Source organism: Paraburkholderia sp. RAU2J, assembly GCF_003634845.1.
Lineage (GTDB): Bacteria > Pseudomonadota > Gammaproteobacteria > Burkholderiales > Burkholderiaceae > Paraburkholderia > Paraburkholderia fynbosensis.
In genome coordinates this window covers 434,837-449,223 of record NZ_RBXG01000001.1, presented here as the reverse complement: position 1 = coordinate 449,223, position 14,387 = coordinate 434,837, and the positions used below count along the sequence as shown (strand labels likewise).

Annotated in this window: 12 protein-coding genes; 6 read left to right on the top strand and 6 right to left on the bottom strand. The window is 66.6% G+C overall.

Features of this window, described 5'->3' with window-relative positions:
- Window positions 1-5: 5 nt before the first annotated feature.
- From B0G69_RS02035 to B0G69_RS02015, 5 genes are all read left to right on the top strand, one after another.
- Entirely contained in the window at window positions 6-494 is a 489-nt protein-coding gene (locus tag B0G69_RS02035; protein ID WP_121319029.1) for a hotdog family protein, read from the top strand.
- The gene (locus tag B0G69_RS02030; protein ID WP_121315430.1) at window positions 491-1,216 is read left to right on the top strand and encodes a 3-ketoacyl-ACP reductase FabG2; all 726 of its coding nucleotides are present in this window, start codon (window positions 491-493) and stop codon (window positions 1,214-1,216) included. The genes B0G69_RS02035 and B0G69_RS02030 overlap by 4 nt, the downstream gene beginning before the upstream one ends.
- Window positions 1,216-2,442, top strand: coding sequence for a beta-ketoacyl-ACP synthase (locus tag B0G69_RS02025; protein WP_121315429.1), 1,227 nt, complete (start codon window positions 1,216-1,218; stop codon window positions 2,440-2,442). Before B0G69_RS02030 ends, B0G69_RS02025 begins: the two co-directional genes overlap by 1 nt.
- Window positions 2,439-3,680 carry a beta-ketoacyl synthase N-terminal-like domain-containing protein gene (locus tag B0G69_RS02020; RefSeq protein ID WP_121315428.1) on the top strand — a complete coding sequence of 414 codons (1,242 nt, stop codon included), beginning with the start codon at window positions 2,439-2,441 and terminating at the stop codon, window positions 3,678-3,680. The genes B0G69_RS02025 and B0G69_RS02020 overlap by 4 nt, the downstream gene beginning before the upstream one ends.
- 62 nt (window positions 3,681-3,742) lie before the next feature.
- A complete protein-coding gene (locus B0G69_RS02015; protein ID WP_121315427.1) occupies window positions 3,743-4,165 on the top strand; it encodes a signal peptidase in 423 nt (140 codons plus the stop codon).
- Between the two features lie 65 nt (window positions 4,166-4,230).
- Here B0G69_RS02015 and B0G69_RS02010 read toward each other — a convergent pair whose 3' ends face one another.
- Window positions 4,231-4,959 (bottom strand): class I SAM-dependent methyltransferase, encoded by a 729-nt coding sequence (locus B0G69_RS02010; RefSeq protein ID WP_121315426.1) that lies wholly within the window; start codon window positions 4,957-4,959, stop codon window positions 4,231-4,233.
- 107 nt (window positions 4,960-5,066) lie between these two features.
- Between B0G69_RS02010 and B0G69_RS02005 the strand changes: the two genes are divergently transcribed.
- Window positions 5,067-6,311 carry an NAD(P)/FAD-dependent oxidoreductase gene (locus tag B0G69_RS02005; protein WP_121315425.1) on the top strand — a complete coding sequence of 415 codons (1,245 nt, stop codon included), beginning with the start codon at window positions 5,067-5,069 and terminating at the stop codon, window positions 6,309-6,311.
- Window positions 6,312-6,460: 149 nt separating this feature from the next.
- On the opposite strand, the gene guaD is transcribed toward B0G69_RS02005, so the two are convergent.
- The 5 genes from guaD to xdhA form a co-directional block, all read right to left on the bottom strand.
- On the bottom strand, window positions 6,461-7,834 hold the full coding sequence (gene guaD, locus B0G69_RS02000) for a guanine deaminase (RefSeq protein WP_121315424.1): 1,374 nt from the start codon (window positions 7,832-7,834) through the stop codon (window positions 6,461-6,463).
- A gap of 83 nt (window positions 7,835-7,917) precedes the next feature.
- Window positions 7,918-8,976 carry an adenosine deaminase gene (locus B0G69_RS01995; protein WP_121315423.1) on the bottom strand — a complete coding sequence of 353 codons (1,059 nt, stop codon included), beginning with the start codon at window positions 8,974-8,976 and terminating at the stop codon, window positions 7,918-7,920.
- 46 nt (window positions 8,977-9,022) lie between these two features.
- Entirely contained in the window at window positions 9,023-10,039 is a 1,017-nt protein-coding gene (gene xdhC / locus B0G69_RS01990) for a xanthine dehydrogenase accessory protein XdhC (RefSeq protein WP_121315422.1), read from the bottom strand.
- A 130-nt stretch (window positions 10,040-10,169) separates the two neighbouring features.
- Window positions 10,170-12,599 (bottom strand): xanthine dehydrogenase molybdopterin binding subunit, encoded by a 2,430-nt coding sequence (xdhB, locus tag B0G69_RS01985; protein WP_121315421.1) that lies wholly within the window; start codon window positions 12,597-12,599, stop codon window positions 10,170-10,172.
- Complete coding sequence (gene xdhA / locus B0G69_RS01980) at window positions 12,599-14,164, bottom strand: xanthine dehydrogenase small subunit (protein WP_121315420.1); 1,566 nt, start codon at window positions 14,162-14,164, stop codon at window positions 12,599-12,601. Before xdhA ends, xdhB begins: the two co-directional genes overlap by 1 nt.
- Between the last annotated feature and the right edge of the window lie 223 nt (window positions 14,165-14,387).

Here is a 14,387-nt window from a genome sequence, read left to right as displayed (position 1 = left end):
CGCGCATGACGGCCACGACGCCCACCTTCGCGCAACTCGCGCAGCACCCGATCGAAGCGATCATTCCGCATCGCGGCAGCATGTTGCTGATCGACGCCGTCGACACGTTCGCCGAGGAAACGCTGAGCGCGCGTGCCCGCGTGGACTCGCAGGCATGGTATGCCGACGCCGATGGCGCGATGCCCGCGTGGATCGGCATCGAACTGATGGCGCAGGCGATCGCCGCGCACGTCGCCTTGCTGGCGATGCGCGGCGGCGGCCACGCGCGGCCAGGCGTGCTGCTCGGCTCACGCAGCTACAAGGCGTGGCAGCCGACGTTCGCGGCCGGCGCGTGCCTTTCGATCCGCGTCCTCGAACTGTTGCGCAGCGAGGCGGGCCACGGCGCGTACGAATGCACGATCCATCACGGCGACGTGTGTTGCGCCGAGGCCGTCATCAAGGTTTTTCAACCGCCCGATTTCCAGTCATTCATCGAAGGGAGTTTCAGTTCATGAGCCGGCGTGTTCTCGTTACCGGCGCAAGCCGCGGCATTGGCCGCGCGATTGCGTACAAGTTGGCCGCCGACGGCTTCGCGGTCTCCGTGCATTGCCGCACGGGACGCAGCGAAGCCGACGCGGTTGCGACGGGCATCGCCGCGCAAGGCGGCACGGCGCGCGTGCTGCAGTTCGACGTGCGCGAGCGCGCCGCGTGCCGCGAGGTGCTCGAAGCGGACCTCGCCGCGCACGGACCGTATTACGGCATCGTATGCAGCGCGGGCGTGACGCGCGACGCCGCGTTTCCCGCGCTCACCGAGGAAGACTGGGACATCGTGATCGAGACCGGTCTCGACGCGTTCTACAACGTCGTCCATCCGCTCACCATGCCGATGGTGCGCGCGCGCAAGGGCGGGCGCATCGTCACGATCGCGTCGGTGTCCGGCGTGATGGGCAATCGCGGGCAGGTCAATTACAGCGCGGCGAAGGCCGGGCTGATCGGCGCGACCAAGGCGCTCGCGGTCGAACTGGCGACGCGCAACATCACCGTCAATTGCGTCGCGCCGGGGCTGATCGAAACCGGCATGCTCGAGCAGATGCCGCTCGAACAGGTCTTGAAGACAGTGCCGATGAACCGCGTCGGCCAGCCTGCCGAGGTCGCCTCGGTGGTCAGCTTCCTGATGTCGGATGCGGCTTCCTATGTGACGCGCCAGGTGATCGGCGTCAATGGCGGGATGGTGTGATGAAGCGCGTCGTCATTACCGGCATGGGCGGCGTTACCGCATTCGGCGATAGCTGGGACGTCATCGAAGCGCGCCTGAGAAGCGGTGAGAACGCGGTGCGGCGCATGGCCGAATGGGATTACTTCGAATCGCTGCATACGCGGCTCGCCTGTCCGCTGCCCGATTTCAACGTGCCGGCCCACTATCCGCGCAAGAAAACGCGCTCGATGGGGCCGGTGTCGATGTACTCGGTGCGCGCGAGCGAACTCGCGCTCGCCGATGCGGGGTTGGCGGACGACCCGAGCATCGCCGACGGCCGCATGGGTGTCGCGTATGGCTCGTCGTCGGGCTCGGTGCAGCCGATCCGCGCGTTCGGCGCGATGCTCGAAACCGGTTCGATGGGCAGCGTCACGTCGAACAGCTACGTGCAGATGATGCCGCACACCACGGCGGTCAACGTCAGCCTGTTCTGGGATCTGAAAGGGCGGATCATTCCGACTTCGTGCGCGTGCGCGTCGGGCAGCCAGGCGATCGGCTACGCCTTCGAGGCGATCCAGAGCGGCAAGCAGACGCTGATGCTCGCGGGCGGCGCGGAAGAACTGTCGGGCCCGGCGGTCGCGGTGTTCGACACGCTGTACGCGACCAGCACGCGCAACGACGAGCCGCATCTGACGCCGCGTCCTTTCGATGCCGCGCGCGACGGCCTCGTGGTCGGCGAAGGCGCGGTCACACTGGTGCTCGAAGAATACGAACACGCGGTGGCGCGCGGGGCGCGGATTCACGCGGAGATCGTCGGCTTCGGCTGCAATTCGGACGGCGCGCACATGACCCAGCCGACCGCCGACACCATGGGGCTCGCCATGCAGCTCGCGCTGCGCGACGCGCAACTGCCGCCTGAGGCGATCGCGTACGTGAACGCGCACGGTACCTCGACCGATCGCGGCGACATCGCCGAGAGCCATGCGACCGCGCAGACCTTCGGCGAGCGCATGCCGATCAGTTCGCTCAAGAGCTACGTCGGGCACACGCTCGGCGCGTGCGGCGCGCTCGAAGCGTGGTGGACCATCGAGATGATGAAGCGCAACTGGTATGCGCCGACCCTGAACCTCGACAACGTCGATCCGGCCTGCGCGCCGCTCGACTACATCGTCGGCACGGCGCGTGAGATCGATGCCGAACATGTGATGAGCAATAACTTTGCATTCGGCGGCATCAACACGTCACTGATTTTCAGGCGCGTTCGATGAGCGTCGCGCTGCAACGCGTGGTCGTCACGGGCATGGGGATCGTGTCGTGCATCGGCAATACGCTCGACGGCGTGTCCGCCGCGTTGCGCGCGGGCCGCTCGCGCATCGAACGGATCGACGCGTGGCGTGAGCGCGGGTTCGGCTCGCAGGTGGCGGGCGTCGCCTCGGTCGCGCACGAGCCGCCGTTCGAGCGCAAGCTCGAACGCTTCATGGGCGATACCGCGCGCTTCGCCTGCCACGCGGCGCGCCACGCGATCGACGACGCCGGGCTCGCGCCTGCTGCGTTGCGCTCGCCGCGCGCCGGGGCGGTGATCGGCTCGGGCGTCGGCACGATGGCGAGCTACGACGCCGCGCTCGCGATCGCGCAGGCGCGCGGCGTCGAAAAGGTGCCGCCGTACATCGTGCCGCATGCGATGAGCAGCACCGCGTCGGCGAATGTCGCGCAGGTGTTCGGGCTCGAGGGAGTGAGCTATTCGCCGTCGTCGGCGTGCACGACCTCGGCGCTCGCGATCGGCCAGGCGATGCAGTTGATCCAGACGGGCCGCCAGCAGATCGTGCTGGCCGGCGGCAGCGAAGCGCTGCACGACAACACGACATTGCTGTTCGACTCGATGGGCGCGCTGTCGCGGCGTTTCAACGACACGCCGCAGCACGCGTCGCGTCCGTACGATACACAGCGCGACGGTTTCGTGATCGCGTCGGGCGGCGGCGTGCTGGTGCTCGAAGCGCTCGATCACGCGTTGGCGCGCGGCGCGCGCATTTACGCGGAGCTGACCGGCTTCGGCGATTGTACGGACAGCGCGGCGATGGTCGCGCCGCGCGCGGCCGGCATCGCGCGGGCGATGCGCGGCGCGCTCGACGCGGCGGCCAGGTGTCCCGATTACATCAACACGCACGCACCGTCGACGCCGCTCGGCGACATCGAGGAACTGCGCGCGTTGCGTGACGTATTCGGCGCCGCGTCCGGGCGGCGCATGCCGGCGTTTTCGTCGACCAAGGGGATGACCGGGCATTCGATCGGCGCGTGCGGCGCGCACGAGGCGATCTACACGCTCTTGATGATGCGCGATGGGTTCATCGCGGGCACGCCGGATATCGGCACGCCGGAGCCGGAAGTGAGCGGTATGCCGCTCGTGCGGAGTGCGCACGCTGCGCGTATCGACGCGGCGATGTCGGTGTCATTCGGGTTCGGCGGCAGTTGCGCGAGCCTGATGTTCGAAGCATGGCAGGGCGGTTGAATGGGCCGGCAACGCGGCCGGAAAAAGCGGCCGCGACTTCAAAATTAACGAAGGTGATGACAATGAAAAAATCGGCTGTGCTGGGTGCGCTCGTTGTGGTGGCGTTGACGCAGGCGGGTTGCGCGACGCAGGTGAAGTCGCTGCCGTTCGCGGCGGCCGGCGGCGAGTCGCGTGGCGAGGTACCGGTGTTCTTCGGTCGGCAGGACCATCCGGCGGTACAGAGCCAGGTGGGCGAGGTCGCGTATTCGGTGCGCATCGCGCGCAAGGTTTCGAGTCCCGACGACGCATGCCACGAAGCGCTCGCCGAAGCGGTGCGCAAGCTGCGCGACGCGGCGCGCGCGCGTCATGCGAATGCGGTGATCGACGTGTCGACGCGGTTTCATAGCACCGAAACCAGTTCGTCGACCGACTTCACGTGCGGCGTGAGTCCGAGCGCCGCGGCGCTTGCGGTGCGCGGGCAACTCGTGGTGCTGGAAGCGCATTGAGTCGAAACGAGGCGGCAAGGAGCCTTTGCTGCCCGGTTCTCGAAGAAGGCGCGTTGCAACCGGCTTTAATCAGCCTTGAGTGCCGCGACATTGACCAGCGTCTCACGACGCTTGCCCGGTTGCGGGCGATGCAGACCGAGCCGTTCGAACAGACCGAAGTCCTTCGCGCGGCTCCACCAGAGATAGGGCAGCGAGACGTTGCGCTGGCCGAAGCTGAAGCCGCCGCGGCGAATCATGTCGAGGTAGCCGTCGGCGCTCTTTTGCACCTGCATCGGATGACGGAACAGCAGCCGGATCACCCAGGACTTGATGTACGCATCGGTCGATTCGGCGAACAGCAGGATGCCGCCCGGCTTGAGCACGCGGCGGAACTCGGCGAGCGCACGCTCCTGTTCGACGAGATGATGGAAGGTTTGATGGCAGAACACGATATCGGCGCTGGCGTTGGGCTGCGGCAGGTTCGCGCAGTCGCCGTGCAGCAGTTCGATATCGGCCAGCGTGGCGCGGCAGGCCCGGGCCGCGTCGGCGGCGAGCGTGAGCGACGGCGCATGGAAATCGATGCCGACGATGCGGCGCGGCTTGAACGCATCTGCGAGCAGGCGAAACGAAATGCCTTGCCCGCAGCCGACGTCGACGATGACCGGCGCATCAGGCAGGGGAGCGTCGATCAAACGTTTGAGATCGTTGATCGCGACGCGCAGCACATGATGCTCCCACGTGTGCGTGCGCAGGAACCAGATGCCGAAAGCCGTCTCCGGCACGAACGGCACACTGGATGTTTCGGTTGGCGACACGCTGCACTCCCGGCGAAATGTTGTTCTTGCAGTCAGAGGCGTGATTGTAACGAGAAGTAAGGGCGCGACGTACTGCGGCGCGCCGCAGGCAAACCATTGAGGCAATTTTGAGCACACATTCATCAAAGCGCATGAGCGTCGATGTGGCGATCATCGGAGCCGGTCCGGCCGGTGCGGTAGCGGCCGCGCTATTGCGCCAGGCGGGCCGTTCTGTGCTCGTGCTGGAGCGTCAGCATTTCCCGCGTTTCTCGATCGGTGAGAGCCTGCTGCCGCAAAGCATGGCCTACCTCGAAGAAGCGGGGATGTTGCAGGCCGTGGTCGAAGCGGGCTTTCAGCATAAGAACGGCGCGCATTTCGTGTATCGCGACCAGTCGTCGTCGTTCGATTTCCGTGACAAGCATTCGGCCGGTTGGGGCACCACCTATCAGGTCGAGCGCGCGGTGTTCGACGACATCCTGATTCGCTGCGCCGCCGGGCAGGGCGCCGACGTGCGCTTCGGCCATATGGTGCGCGCGGTGCATACCGGTGCCACGCCGCTCGTCGACGTGGTCGACGAAGCGGATCACGCGTATCAGGTCGAGGCGCGTTTCGTGCTCGATGCGAGCGGCTTCGGGCGCGTGCTGCCGCGTCTGCTGAATCTCGAATCACCGACGCGGATGCCGACGCGCGCCGCGATTTTCACGCACGTGCGCGACGGTATTGCAGTCGACGCGTGCGACCGCAACAAGATCTGCATCGCCACGCATCCGGAGCGCCGCGACGTGTGGTTCTGGATGATTCCGCTGGCGGGCGGGCGCTCGTCGGTAGGGTGCGTGGCCGAGGCGAGTTTTCTCGACGTACCGGAAGCGGAGCGCGACGCGACGCTGCGCGCGCTGATCCAACAGGAGCCGACATTGAACCGGCTGATCGGCCATGCGCCGTTCCTGATGCCGGTGCGCCATATCGGCGGCTACGCGGCGAACGTCGAGCGCCTGCATGGGCCCGGTTACGCGCTGCTCGGCAATGCCGGTGAATTTCTGGATCCGGTGTTCTCGTCCGGCGTGACGATCGCGCTGCGCTCGGCGCATCTCGCGGCGCACACGTTGAACCGGCAACTGGACGGCGAAACGGTCGACTGGTCGGCGGATTACGACGTGCCGTTGCGCAAAGGCATCGACACATTCCGCGCGTTCGTCGAGCGTTGGTACAGCGGCGAGTTGCAGGACATCATCTATTACCCGGACCAGGTGCCGTCGATTCGCCGCATGATCAGCGCGGTGCTGGCGGGGTATGCGTGGGACGAGTCGAATCCGTATGTTGCCGATCCGGTGCGGCGGCTTACTGCACTACATGAGGTGTGTATGCAGCGGTGAGTGGCGGCATCGTTCGAGCCGCACGTTGAAGAGGTCAAATGAAAACGGCGCTTTCTGATTTCGAAGCGCCGTTTTTCATTCAGCGGCCCGAGCGAGGCAGCCTCGTCATGTCGCGATCAACGCGCGCTCAAGCGGCACTCAAGCGGCACTCAAGCCGCAATCCGCGCTGCCCGCGCCGCATGCTGCCGCCCAGCGTCGCGACGATGCACGCGCTTGCCGGCCGCATACGTTTCGTAGACCGCACGATCGTCGCCGAGCAGCGCAAACGCGAACAGCAGTTCTTCCAGCGATTCGCTGCGCGCGGTGCGGCGCGCGAGCAGCGGCGTCGCCTGCGGATCGAGCACGACGAAGTCTGCTTCCGAGTTCGGCTTCAACGTGCCGATCTTGTCCGCGAGATCGAGCGCAACGGCTGCGCCCGCGGTCGCCAGATAGAACATGCGCGTGGCGCTCAGATGATGCCCGCCCAGGCGCGCGACCTTGTGCGCTTCGTTCATCGTTTGCAGCATCGAGAACGAGGTGCCGCCGCCGACGTCGGTTGCCAGCGCGATCGGCATGCCCGCCGCGTCGGCCTTGTCGAAATCGAACAGGCCGCTGCCGAGAAACAGGTTCGAGGTCGGGCAATGCGAGGCGAGCGTGCCGGTTTGCGCCATGCGTCGGCGATCCTCCTCGTCGAGGTGGATGCAATGGCCGTACACCGCGCGGCGGCGCAGCAGGCCGTAGTGATCGTAGATGTCCAGATAGCTGCGGTGGTCGGGAAACAGACCCGCGACCCATTTCACTTCGTCGACGTTTTCCGCGACATGGCTCTGAATGAACACGTCCGGATGCTGGCGCGCCAGCACGCCGCACGCTTCGAGCTGCGCTTCGGTCGAAGTCGGCGCGAAACGCGGCGTGAGCGCGTACATCTGGCGCCCGCGATTGTGCCAGCGGCCGATCAGTTCGGCGCTGTCGTCGTAACCCGATTGCGCGGTGTCGCGCAGGAACTCGGGGCAGTTGCGGTCCATCAGTACTTTGCCCGCGATCATCCGCAGATGGCGCGCTTCGCTCTCGGCGAAAAGCGCGTCGGCGGACTCCTTGTGGACCGTGCAGTACACGAGCGCGGTGGTCGTGCCGCACGCGAGCAGTTCGTCGACGAAAAAGCTCGCGGTGTCGCGTGCATACGCCGGATCGGTGAAGCGGCGCTCGGTCGGAAACGTGTAGGTGTCGAGCCACGGCAACAAACCCGGCGCCGGCGACGCAATCATGTCCGTTTGCGGAAAGTGAATGTGCGTGTCGATGAAACCCGGCACGATCAGCTTGTCGCGCATTTCCTGCACCTGGGTGCCCGGCGCGAGCCGCGCCGCAAGCGCCGCATACGCGCCCGCGGCGGCCACGTGGCCGTCCTCGACGATCAGCAGGCCGTCCTCGTGGTACACCGCCGCATCGGGCGACCGAGCGGGGTCGCCGGTGAAGCTCAGCAGTTGCGCGCGAAATGCCGACTGCGCTGCTTTGGCCGGGTGGGCCGGGTTAGTCGCTTGAGTCATGGAAAAACCGTCTCCGAATGTGAAAAGCCGGGCAGCGCGCACGGACGAACCATGCCGCCGTTGGCCACTTTATGTCGGCACCGTCAGTGCGGGCCGCTTTGATGCCAGTGCGCGTCGAGCTTCGCGATCAGCGCGCCACGCTCCGCGGGTGTCACGAACGACGCTTCGAAGCTGTTGCGGATGATCGTGTAGACCTCGGCGTCGTTGAGCTTCAACGCGTCGATGGTGGCGAGATAGTTGGCGTTGACGTAGCCGCCGAAGTAGGCCGGGTCGTCGGAGTTCACCGTCACCGCGACGCCGCGATCGAGCAGGTCCTTCAGCGTGTGCTTGGTGAGGTCGTCGAACACGCACAGCTTCAGGTTCGACAGCGGGCACACGGTCAACGCGACGCGCGAGTCGGCCAGACGCGTGACGAGCGCCGGGTCCTCGATGCTGCGCACGCCGTGATCGACACGGTCCACTTTCAGCAGATCGAGCGCTTCGTAAATGTACGAGGGCGGCCCTTCCTCGCCCGCGTGCGCGACGAGTTTCAGGCCGAGCGCGCGCGCCTTCGCGAACACGCGTTCGAACTTCGATGGCGGATGGCCGCGCTCCGACGAGTCCAGGCCGACACCGATCAACCGGTGCTTGTACTGCTCGAACAGAGGCAACGCTTCGTCGAAGGTGGCGAGCGCATCCTCTTCGGACAGATGGCGCAGGAAGCACAGAATCAGCTTGCTCGTCATGCCGCGTTTTTCCGCATCGGCTAGCGCGCGTTCGATGCCGGCCACGACGGTGGCGATCGGCACGCCGCGTTCGGTGTGCGTCTGCGGATCGAAGAAGATCTCGCTGTGAATCACGTTGTCGGCGAGGCACCGTTCGACATACGCCATCGTCATGTCGTAGAAGTCCTGCTCGTGCAGCAGCACGCTCGCGCCCGCGTAGTAGATGTCGAGGAACGATTGCAGATCGGTGAACGCGTAGGCGGCGCGCAGCGCGTCGATCGAGTCGTAAGCGAGCGTCACGCCGTTGCGCCCGGCGAGCGCGAAAATCAGTTCGGGTTCGAGCGAGCCTTCGATATGAATGTGCAGCTCGGCCTTCGGCGCCCGCGTGGTTTTATCGGCGAGCGAGGGGGAGATCGTGGTGGCGGTCGTTGTAGTCATGGTGGTTCGAAGTTCGTTGGAGCCGTTGCGCGCCGTGCGTCGCGTTTCAGACCGCTTGCGGCGCGTGATGCGTGCCCGTGTTTGCCTCGACGGCCTGCAGCACCTGCGCGGCCGCCGAGATCGCGATGATCTCCGGCGACTTGTCGACGATGCCGTCGACGCCGAGCGGACACTTCATCCGCGCGATCTGCGACGGGTCGATGCCGCGCGCCGCGAGCCGGTGTTCGAACTGCTTGCGCTTGCTATGCGAGCCGATCATGCCGAAGAACGCGAAGTCGCCGCGCCGCAGAATGCGCTCGGCCAGTTCGAGATCGAGCGCATGATTGTGCGTCATCACGATGAAGTAGGTGTTCGGCGCGGCCTGATCGATCGCTTCGTCGGGCGCGTCGTTCGGATCGAGCTTGACGTTCGGCGCGTGCAGCGATTCGAGCGGCGGGAACTGCGCGTCGCGTTCGTCGACCCAGCGCACGGTGCAGGGCAGCGTGGCCAGCACGCGCACGAGCGCGGCGCCCACATGGCCCGCGCCGAACAGCACGACGGCAAAGTCGCCCGGTGCGATGGTTTCGGTGAGCAGCGCGCTGCTGTCGTCGAAACCGGCGCCGTCCCACAGCAGGCAGTCGGCGGCATCGACGCCTGGCTCGGGGTCGGACAGCATCACCGCGTCCGGCGCGGGGCCGAATGATACGCTACGCACCGTCGATTGACCCGCGGCCACGCGCTTCGCGAGCGACGTGATCCAGCCGAGGTCGCCGATGTCGAGCCGCTCGAACGCGAGTATCACCGCGCCGCCGCAGCATTGGCCGAGGCTCGGGCCGAGCGCGAAACGCTCCAGCCGGCGCATATGCGGCGAGCGCATGCCGTCGCGCAGCACCTGGCGCGCGGTCTCGATCGCCTTCCATTCGAGGTGGCCGCCGCCGATCGTATGCTTCGCCGATTCGCGGGTGACGATCATCTTGGTGCCGGCTTCGCGCGGCGCCGACCCTTCGACGCGCGCGACCGTCACCAGCACGGCGGCGTCGCCGTGCGCGAGCAGTTGTTGCAGCTCAGGTAGCCAGGCTTGCATCCGGCGGTTCTCCATACAGGGCCGCACGGGGTGTCCGCGCGGCCGGTTGCGCTTTTGCGTGCGGCCTGACGCGTTCGTGTCGCGTGAGGCCGTGGGGTCGAGTCATTCCGGTCATTCTATTGCGGTTGTTTCAGGCCGTCGCGCCGGTGCTCGTCTGCGTGGCGGATCGTTCGGCCGCATAAGCGGACTGCAACGCGTCCAGCGCATCGAGTATTGCTTCGGGCGTGGCCGGCGCGCGTAACGGTGGAGCGGGTTGCGCGCCTGGCACGGCCGCCGCGATCGCGTCGCGAATCGCAAGGAACACCGAGAACGGCAGCAGAAGCGGCGGCTCGCCGACAGCCTTCGAGCGGAACACGGTCGGCTCCGCGTTCTGGTTCTGATAGAGCTGCACGTAGAACGCGGCGGGCGTGTCGCTGACGGCGGGAATCTTGTACGTGGACGGCGCGTGCGTCATCAGCCGGCCATCGCGGTTCCACCACAGTTCCTCGGTGGTGAGCCAGCCCATGCCCTGAATGAAGCCGCCTTCCACCTGGCCAATGTCGATCGCCGGATTGATCGACTGCCCGGCGTCGTGCAGCACGTCCGCGCGCAGCAGTTTCCATTCGCCGGTCAGTGTGTCGATCACGACTTCGGACACCGCCGCGCCATACGCGAAGTAATAGAACGGATGGCCGGTCAGCGTCTTCGCATCCCAGTGCACTTTCGGCGTCGTGTAGAAACCGTCCGACCACAACTGCACGCGCGCGAGATACGCCGCGCCGACCAGTTGTTCGAAGGGCATTGCGCCGCCGTTCACCGAAACCGTGCTATTGGCGAATTGCACGTCTTGCGCATTGCCGCCGAGCTGTTTGGCCGCGAGTTCGGCGAGCCGCGCGCGAATCGTGCACGCCGCCGCTTCGGCCGCTTTGCCGTTCAGATCGCTGCCGGTCGACGCCGCGGTCGCCGACGTATTCGCGACCTTGGAGGTATCCGTGGCCGTCACCCGCACGCGTGAGAGCGGCAAACCGAACTGATTCGCGACCACCTGCGCGACCTTCGTGTTGAGCCCCTGGCCCATTTCGGTGCCGCCGTGGTTGACGAGCACCGAGCCGTCCTTGTACACGTGCACCAGCGCGCCGGCCTGGTTCAGAAACGGCACGTTGAACGAGATGCCGAACTTGACCGGCGAAAACGCGATGCCGCGCTTGAGCACCGGACTGCTCGCGTTGAAGGCGGCGAGCGCCGCGCGCCGTGCGCGGTAGTCGCTGCTATCGAGCAGCGCGTCGGTCAGCGGCGCGATGATGTTGTCTGTGACGCGCTGCCCATACGGCGTCGTATCGCGTTCGCCGACGCCGTAGTAGTTGGCGAGACGCACGTCGAGCGGGTCGCGCTTCAACTGACGCGCGATGCCGTCGAGCATCACTTCCATCACGAGCGCGCCTTGCGGTCCGCCGAAGCCGCGGAACGCGGTGTTCGATTGCGTGTTGGTCTTGCAGCACAGCGCGACGATATCGACGTCGCTGAGGTAGTACGCGTTGTCGACGTGGCACACGGCGCGCGTCGCGACCGCGCCCGACAGATCGGCCGAATAGCCGGCGCGCAAAGCGATTTCGACGCGCGCGCCGAGAATGCGGCCGCTGTCGTCGAAGCCCGCCTCGTACTCGTAGATCGCGTCGTGGCGCTTGCCGGTGATCATGAAATCGTCGTCGCGATCGGCGCGCAGTTTGACCGGGCGGCGCAGCAGCTGCGCCGCCAACGCCGCCACGCACGCAAACAGGGCCGACTGCGATTCCTTGCCGCCGAAGCCGCCGCCCATGCGCCGGCATTCGCACACCACGTTGTGCGCGGGCCAGTCGAGCATATGCGCGACCACCTGCTGCATTTCGCTCGGATGCTGCGTCGAACTGTAGACGAGCATGCCGTCCATTTCCTTCGGCACCGCGTAGGCGACCTGGCCTTCCAGATAAAACTGCTCCTGGCCGCCCACTTCGAACGTGCCGCTGATTCTGTGCGGCGCGGCGGCGATCTTCGCGTCGGGCTCGCCGCGTTTCAGATGCAGCGGCGGCAGCACGAACTGCTTCGCGGCCTTCGCTTCGGCGGGCGTGAGGATGGCTTCGAGCGGTTCGTAGCGGATCACGTCGTCGCTTTTTGCGAGCGCTGCCGCTCGGCGCGCCAGTTCGTGGCTCTCGGCAATGACCGCAAACACCGGCTGGCCGAGATACAGCACTTCGTCGACGGCGAGAATCGGGTCGTCGTGCAGCACCGGGCCGCAATTGTTTTCGCCGGGGATGTCCGCGGCGCTCAGCACCGCGATCACGCCGGGCGACTTCCTGAGCGCGTCCAGATCCATCGACACGATCCGCGCGTGCGCATGGCGGGACAGGCCGAGCGCCGCGTGCAGCGTGCCTTGCAGTTCGGCGATGTCGTCCGTGTAGGTGGCTTCGCCGCTCACATGCAGGGCAGCCGATTCGTGCGGCAGGGACACGCCGATTGCGGCGTGGTTGTCGTGTTCACGCGCGGCGGCGTGCTTGCTCGCCAGCGTCCCGCCCGCGTGTTCGACGAAAGCATCGGTGCGGTTCATCACGATGGCTCCTTCGCTGCGGCCGCATCCAGCATCGCCGGCACACCTGACAGCGCGGCCGCGAAGCCGAACGCATTCACGTCGAGCAGCGCGAGCGGCGCGTCTTGGCGCGTTTCGAGGTGAAAACGCCACAGCAGGTTGCGCGCCACCTTCAGCCGGTAGGCGCTCGACGCGCGCATGTCGGTGAGCGGCTGATAATCGGCGACGAGTGCGTTCATCGCCTGCCGCGCGGTGCTTTCATTCCAGATTGCGCCGTTCAGCACGGCTTCGGTTTGCGCGGCGCGCTTCGGCGTGGCCGCCATGCCGCCGAAGGCGATGCGCGCGGTCTGAATCGCGCCGTCGTCGCCGAGGTGCAGGGCGAACGCAGCGCATACCGCCGAGATGTCCTGATCGTAGCGCTTCGCCACCTTGTACGTGCGAAAGCGCAGGTTGCCCGCCGGGCGCGGCACGCGCAGCGCCGCGACGAATTCGCCGGCGGCGAGCGCGGTTTTCTGATAGCCGAGGTAGAACGCGTCGAGCGGCAGCGTGCGGCGGGTCGGGCCGTGGCGCAGCACGACTTCTGCGCCGAGCGCGAGCAGCGCGGGCATCGAATCGCCGATCGGCGAGCCGTTCGCGACATTGCCGCCGAGCGTGCCGGCATTGCGGATCGGCAGCGACGCGAAGCGCGTCCACAGTTCGGCGAGTTCGGGATAATCGACGGCGAGGGCCGCGTACGCGTCTTCGAGCGTGACGGCCGCGCCGATCGTCAGCGTCTGCGCATCACGTTCGATGGCTTTCAATTCGGCGACGTTGCCGATGTACAGGATGTCGCCGAGATCGCGGAACTGCTTGGTGACCCACAGGCCGACGTCGGTGCTGCCGGCGAGTAGCCGTGCCTGAGGATGTGCGGCACGCAGCGTGGCGAACGCCTCGAGCGTGACCGGCGCGCGGAAGGTGGACGAGCCGAACGCCGCGCCGCGTGCATCGGGCGCGCCGTATTCGAAGGTGTCGGGGCGTTGCAGGTCGCGCAACGTGTCCGCGATGGCGGCGCGGTCCAGCGTCACGCGCGGGTAGTGCGGATAGTCGAACATCTTCTGGGACGCCTCGACGATCGGCCGGTAGCCGGTGCAGCGGCACAGATTGCCGGACAACGCGGCGTTGATTTCATCGCGGGTGGGCAGGCCGGCGTCGGCGGGCTGGTTTTCGTACAGCGCCCACATCGACATCACGAAACCGGGCGTGCAGAAGCCGCATTGCGAACCATGGCAATCGACCATGGCCTGTTGCACGGGGTGCAGCGCGCCGTCGGCGGCGCGCAGGTCTTCGACGGTGAAGAGCGCGCGGCCGTCCAGCGTGGGCAGGAACTGGATGCAGGCGTTGACCGCTTTGAGCGCGAGCGCACCGCGCGCGTCCAGTTCACCGACGACCACCGTGCAGGCGCCGCAGTCGCCTTCCGCGCAGCCTTCCTTGGTGCCGGTGCAAAACGCGTCCTCGCGCAGGTGCTGAAGCACGGTGCGCGTCGCCGGGACGCCCGCGACCTCGCGGACGGACCCCTGGTGATAGAAGCGGATGGTTTGCGTTGTCATGGCGAATCCGAAAGACAGTGCGGACCGGGCGCGCGTTACGCATGGGGTCGCCAAAGCCGGCCTCGCGCACGTAGATCGCCATCCAGGTCCCAAGATAGCATTACCGCGGCCCGAAAATATTTCCCATGTCGCATGAAGCTTATTCGGCGGTGGTCATGAGCGGTCCGTCGCCTCAGTACGATTCGCGCGGCGACGGGAAGTTGCGTAGGCGGGCGGGATCGGG

Excerpts from the sequence above, each read along its gene's own strand:
- B0G69_RS02035 (WP_121319029.1), top strand. The coding sequence starts at position 6 with ATGACGGCCACGACGCCCACCTTCGCGCAACTCGCGCAGCACCCGATC.
- B0G69_RS02030 (WP_121315430.1), top strand. The coding sequence starts at position 491 with ATGAGCCGGCGTGTTCTCGTTACCGGCGCAAGCCGCGGCATTGGCCGC.
- B0G69_RS02025 (WP_121315429.1), top strand. The coding sequence starts at position 1,216 with ATGAAGCGCGTCGTCATTACCGGCATGGGCGGCGTTACCGCATTCGGC.
- B0G69_RS02020 (WP_121315428.1), top strand. The coding sequence starts at position 2,439 with ATGAGCGTCGCGCTGCAACGCGTGGTCGTCACGGGCATGGGGATCGTG.
- B0G69_RS02015 (WP_121315427.1), top strand. The coding sequence starts at position 3,743 with ATGAAAAAATCGGCTGTGCTGGGTGCGCTCGTTGTGGTGGCGTTGACG.
- guaD (WP_121315424.1), bottom strand. The coding sequence starts at position 7,834 with ATGACTCAAGCGACTAACCCGGCCCACCCGGCCAAAGCAGCGCAGTCG.
- B0G69_RS01995 (WP_121315423.1), bottom strand. The coding sequence starts at position 8,976 with ATGACTACAACGACCGCCACCACGATCTCCCCCTCGCTCGCCGATAAA.
- xdhC (WP_121315422.1), bottom strand. The coding sequence starts at position 10,039 with ATGCAAGCCTGGCTACCTGAGCTGCAACAACTGCTCGCGCACGGCGAC.
- xdhB (WP_121315421.1), bottom strand. The coding sequence starts at position 12,599 with ATGAACCGCACCGATGCTTTCGTCGAACACGCGGGCGGGACGCTGGCG.
- xdhA (WP_121315420.1), bottom strand. The coding sequence starts at position 14,164 with ATGACAACGCAAACCATCCGCTTCTATCACCAGGGGTCCGTCCGCGAG.